At 41.4% G+C, this 5,178-nt stretch carries 5 protein-coding genes; 4 read left to right on the top strand and 1 reads right to left on the bottom strand.

Annotation, left to right across the window (positions count from 1 at the left end):
- Positions 1-245, top strand: a 245-nt coding sequence (locus Q0212_RS14110) for a hypothetical protein (RefSeq protein ID WP_297926612.1), incomplete at its 5' end; no start/stop codon positions are given.
- A gap of 72 nt (positions 246-317) precedes the next feature.
- Here the strand turns inward: Q0212_RS14110 and ftsY are convergent.
- Positions 318-1,517, bottom strand: coding sequence for a signal recognition particle-docking protein FtsY (ftsY, locus tag Q0212_RS14105; protein WP_297926610.1), 1,200 nt, complete (start codon positions 1,515-1,517; stop codon positions 318-320).
- 191 nt (positions 1,518-1,708) lie between these two features.
- Here ftsY and Q0212_RS14100 point away from each other — a divergent pair, with 191 nt between their 5' ends.
- From Q0212_RS14100 to rsmD, 3 genes are read left to right on the top strand one after another with little or no spacing between them, the layout of a single operon-like run.
- The gene (locus Q0212_RS14100) at positions 1,709-3,040 is read left to right on the top strand and encodes a pitrilysin family protein (protein WP_297926607.1); all 1,332 of its coding nucleotides are present in this window, start codon (positions 1,709-1,711) and stop codon (positions 3,038-3,040) included.
- Positions 3,037-4,449, top strand: a complete 1,413-nt coding sequence (locus Q0212_RS14095; RefSeq protein ID WP_297926605.1) for a pitrilysin family protein — start codon at positions 3,037-3,039, stop codon at positions 4,447-4,449. The genes Q0212_RS14100 and Q0212_RS14095 overlap by 4 nt, the downstream gene beginning before the upstream one ends.
- Complete coding sequence (rsmD, locus tag Q0212_RS14090) at positions 4,433-5,005, top strand: 16S rRNA (guanine(966)-N(2))-methyltransferase RsmD (RefSeq protein WP_297926603.1); 573 nt, start codon at positions 4,433-4,435, stop codon at positions 5,003-5,005. The genes Q0212_RS14095 and rsmD overlap by 17 nt, the downstream gene beginning before the upstream one ends.
- The last annotated feature ends 173 nt before the right edge of the window (positions 5,006-5,178 follow it).

The following is a 5,178-nucleotide window of genomic DNA, read 5'->3' as shown; positions in this document are numbered from 1 at the left end:
CAAAACCGGAAACTTTGATTTACAAGTTGATGTTGGCGCATTTGACATATACTTACGAAACCTCTAAAATCATGGGATTCGATAAAGTGTTCGTCCATTTGTCCGACAATTATTTTAAAACCGGTAAAGCCAAAGGAATTTATGAAGACGACGACGTGGTGCAAAGAATCATCAAACGAGCCGACAAACTCAAAACCCTGTTGATTGGTGCCAAAGCCATTGATTTGTCGATGCGCTTTATTTAGCAAAGAAGGCGTTCTGTATGAATCAGAACGCCTTAATTTAAAATTGACGAGAAATGCGTCAGTCCTCAGCCCCTACTCCGTTTGGAATAAAGCTGCTACAAACTCTTTGGCAACAAATGGTCTTAAGTCATCAATCTTTTCACCTACACCAATAAAACGAATTGGTACATGGCTACGGCTAGCAATATTAAATAACACACCACCTTTGGCTGTACCATCTAATTTGGTAATGGTTAACCCCGTTAAGCCCACAACTTGATCAAACTCTTGCACTTGATTTAACGCATTTTGACCTGTACCTGCATCCACCACTAACATCACTTCATGGGGTGCTGTGCCATCAACTTTTTGCAAAACCCGTTTAACTTTGCGCAATTCTTCCATTAAATGGCCTTTATTGTGTAAACGGCCGGCAGTATCAACAATTAACACATCCATTTCTTTGGCTTTCGCACTTTGCAAAGCATCAAAGGCAACTGAGGCCGAGTCTGCACCTGTGCTTTGAGCGACCACAGGAATGCCATTACGCTCACCCCACACTTGCAATTGTTCAACAGCAGCCGCACGGAAAGTATCGCCTGCCGCCAACATGACTTTTTTGCCTTCAAACTGTAAGCGTTTGGCTAACTTACCAATGGTGGTGGTTTTACCCACACCATTCACACCGACCATTAAAATCACATACGGTTTTTTGGCGGTATCAATATGTAAAGGTTTGACACGAGGTGCTAATAATTCAACCAATTCTTGTTGTAACGCTTTATAAAGCGCATTGGAATAGACTAATTCTTTACGAGATACTCGTTCGGTTAATCTATCTATAATGGTACGAGTTGCATCAACACCAATGTCAGAAACCAACATTTGGGTTTCAATTTCTTCTAATAATTCATCATCAATTTCTTTGCCACCAATTAATAAGGTGACCATACCATTGGCAAATTGTTCGCGGGTACGCGTTAAGCCAACTTTCATGCGTCCAAAAAATGAATTGTCGGCAACAGGCTGGGCAACAACGTCAGGTGCTTCTGCTTGTGCTAATGCTTCAGAGCGTGGATTTTCAATAATTGGCACATCAACAGCGGGTAAACTTGGCAAGGTAACATCTAAATTACCTTCTTCAAAATACACAGGATTATCTAACCATGATGAATCTGCTTGCTGTTCAGCAGGTGTTGCTTGATTAATAGCATTATCCGCCTTCGCTTCATTACCCCACGAAAACCAAGACTTTAATCCTGCTTTTTGACCTGCTTTCTCTTGTTCAGACATATTGCCATCCACTCAAAACTATTTCAGAAGCCACACAATCATTAGGCGACGATGCTTAAACTCTTCATTTATTGCAAAAATGCAACCTAAAACCTCAAGTTATTTACTTGTTTAGGTGCATTTAAAATTGGCGGCTATGCTACCATTTTAGCCCCTGTGGGTCATGTTTATTTTGTGGGTTATCAATAATTATGCGTCAATACGGATTATTAGCGGTGTTGTTTTGGCCGCTGCTTGCTTCAGCCGCCGTTACTAATGAATTTAGTTTAGACAATGGTTTAAAAGTCGTGGTGCGTGAAGATCAACGCTCGCCTGTGGTGGTCACTCAAATGTGGTACAAAATTGGTTCGAGCTATGAACCTTATGGTATTACTGGTATTTCTCATGCTTTAGAACACATGATGTTTAAAGGTACACCCACTGTGCCTGCGGGCGAATTTTCGCGTTTAGTGTCCTATTTAGGCGGTGAAGATAATGCGTTTACCACTGATGACTACACAGCTTATTATCAACTCTACAGCAATAATCGTTTGCCCTTAGCACTTGAGTTAGAAGCCGATCGTATGGCTAATTTAGTGTTAAAAAACGAAGACTTTAGCTCCGAAATTAAAGTGGTCATGGAAGAACGCCGCCAACGTACCGATGACAATCCCTCTGGTTTGGCTTTAGAGCGTTTTCAAACCATTGCGATGCCCACTAGCCCTACCCGTAATCCAACGATTGGTTGGATGAGTGATCTAGAAAACATCAAAATTGAAGATCTGCAACAGTGGTACAAAAAATGGTACGCGCCTAATAATGCGACCTTAGTGATTGTCGGTGATGTCAAAACAGAAGAAGTGAAAAGCTTAGTTAATCAATATTTTGCCAAAATTCCCTCACAAAGTTTAACCATTCCACCGCCACCTAAAGAATTGCGTAATTTGGGCGAACGCGAAGTCAAACTAGAATTACCTGCTAAAGTGGCTAATTTATATATGGGCTTTAATGTACCCAGCTTAACTACCGCCAATACACCTAAAGAAGTGTATGCCTTACAAATGCTGTTGGGAGTATTAGATCAAGGTTTAAGCGCACGTTTAGAAAGCCGTTTAGTACGTGGTAAACGCATTTTAACGGCGGTCAACAGTGGTTATAACCCTTATAGCCGTGGTGATACTTTATTAACTATTACTGCTATTCCTGCCGAAGGTTATAGCTTAGACGATGCCAAAGCCGCCATTTTGACCGAAATTAATAATCTAAAAACTGAGGCTATTTCTGAGCAAGAATTGAAAAAAGTCTATGCCGCTTTATTGGCTGATAAAGTATTTAGCCAAGATTCGATTAGTGAACAAGCTAATGAAATTGGTGTGCTTGAAAGTTTAAATTTAGGTTGGCGCACTGCGGATAATGTCGCTGAACAACTCAAAACCATTAGCACCGAAGATATACGCCAAGCGGCACAACAATGGCTGATTCCTGCCAACATGACCACCCTACACCTTAAACCAACCACCTTACAAGTGGGAGAAGCCAAATGAAACGCACCTTATTAACTCTTAGCTTATTAATGGCCACAGGTGCGTATGCTGAAGGTGGCATGATCACCGCTGGCCCACTGACTTCTATTGATAAGCTGCAAAGCTTTAATAGTGTTAAAAATGCCCCTACCCCCAGACGCAGCATCAAAATTGATAACTGGCAAACCAGTAATGGCGCAAAAGTTCTTTTTGTCGCTGCACCTGAATTGCCAATGGTTGATGTGCGGATGGTATTTAATGCAGGTTCGGCGCGTGATGGCGACAAATTTGGTTTAGCCAGTTTAGTCAGTCGGATGTTAGATGAAGGCACACCCACACGTAGCACAGATGATATTTCTGCGGCTTTTGAAAACTTAGGTGCTTCGTTTAGTGCCAGTGCCTATCGAGATATGTTTGTGGTTGATTTGCGGGTATTAAGTCAAGATGAGTTTTTACAACCTGCTTTAGACGTATTTAGTGACGTGATTGCCCACCCCGTTTTTCCCGAAGAGCCGTTTAAACGGATTTTTGATGGCGCACAAGTTGGCCAACAACAACGTCAACAATCTCCTTCCGCCCAAGCGAGTATTTTGTTTTATCAAAATTTATATGGCTCACACCCATATGCCCATCCGTCTAATGGCACACCAGAAACCCTGAAAAAAATTACTACTGATGATTTAAAAACCTTTCATCAACAATATCTTGTCGCTAAAAACGCCACGATTGCGATTGTGGGTAATTTAGACAAACAACAAGCCTTAGCCCTAAGTGAAAAAATTAGTAGTCCTTTAGCCAGCGGTGAAGCGGCTGCTAGCCTCCCAAGTGTTAAACCCTTAGATAAAGCTGTTCACAAACATTTAGCTTTTCCCTCTCAACAAACCCACATTATGATGGGACAAGCCAATTTACGCCGTGATAATCCTGACTATGAAGCCTTGTATGTGGGTAATGAAATTTTAGGTGGTGGGGGTTTTGGCAGTATTTTAATGGAAGAATTACGCGAAAAACGTGGACTGACCTATGGCGTGTATAGTGGTTTATCACCGATGCAGGTTGAAGGGCCATTTATTATTAATTTATCCACTCGTAATGAACAAACCACTCAAGCCTTAGAATTGTTACGCAGCAACTTACGTGACTTTGTCCGCAAAGGCATTAACGAGCAACAATTAAAACAAGCCAAAGATAATATTCTAGGTAGCTTTCCGCTAAGCACATCCAGTAATAGCAATATTTTGGCCTATTTAGCTGCCATGGGCTTTTATAACTTACCACTCGACTATTTAGATAGCTTTAATGATCGTATTAACAAAGTGACAGTTAAAGACGTGCAAAAAGCCTTTGAACGTCATATTCATCCAGACAAAATGTTGACGGTTACTGTCGGTCAAGGAGTTACGGTGCAAAAAAATGAAAAAGCCAAGTAATAGTCAAGTACGGATTATTGGCGGTCAATGGAAACGTCGTTCTTTGTCATTTTTGGCCGTCAATGATTTACGGCCAACACCAGACCGTGTCCGAGAAACGCTATTTAATTGGCTACAATTTGACATTCAAGGCACTCGCTGCCTTGATATGTTTGCAGGCAGTGGTGCTTTAGGCGTCGAAGCGTTGTCACGTGGTGCGGCTGAGTGTGTATTTTTTGAAAAAAATCCTGCTCAAGGCAAGCACCTACAACAAGCCATTAGCAATTTTGGTCAACAACCACAAGTATTTATTGGCGATAGTTTGCAGCTAATCAACCAACAGCAACAGGCTTTTGATATTGTCTTTTTAGATCCACCCTATAGCCTAAATTTGTGGCAAAACGCCTGTCAGTTATTAATTGAACAAAAACTGATTCATCAAGATAGTTTAATTTATATTGAAGCGGATAAAGACTGGACAGCCCTAGACCTCCCTGCGTGTTGGCAATATTTTAAAAACACTAAAGCAGGCTCAGTGCATAGTTATTTGGCAAAAGTGGACTTTACTTATGTTTAAACATCATCACCCACAACAAAGCTTTCCAACAGGGTTTTTCCACAGCCCTTTTCGTCCTGCCAAAGCCTTAAAAAATGCCCATTTACAAACGTTATTTGCCTCTGTGCATCGTCGTAAACCGAGATCGGAAGAGCGTCGTGTAGGGAAAGAGTGCGCCTGTGTAGATCTCGGTG

This window comes from uncultured Agitococcus sp. (assembly GCF_937920075.1).
Classification (GTDB): domain Bacteria; phylum Pseudomonadota; class Gammaproteobacteria; order Pseudomonadales; family Moraxellaceae; genus Agitococcus.
The sequence above is the reverse complement of the archived record's forward strand: the minus strand, read 5'-3'. Positions and strand labels throughout refer to the sequence as shown.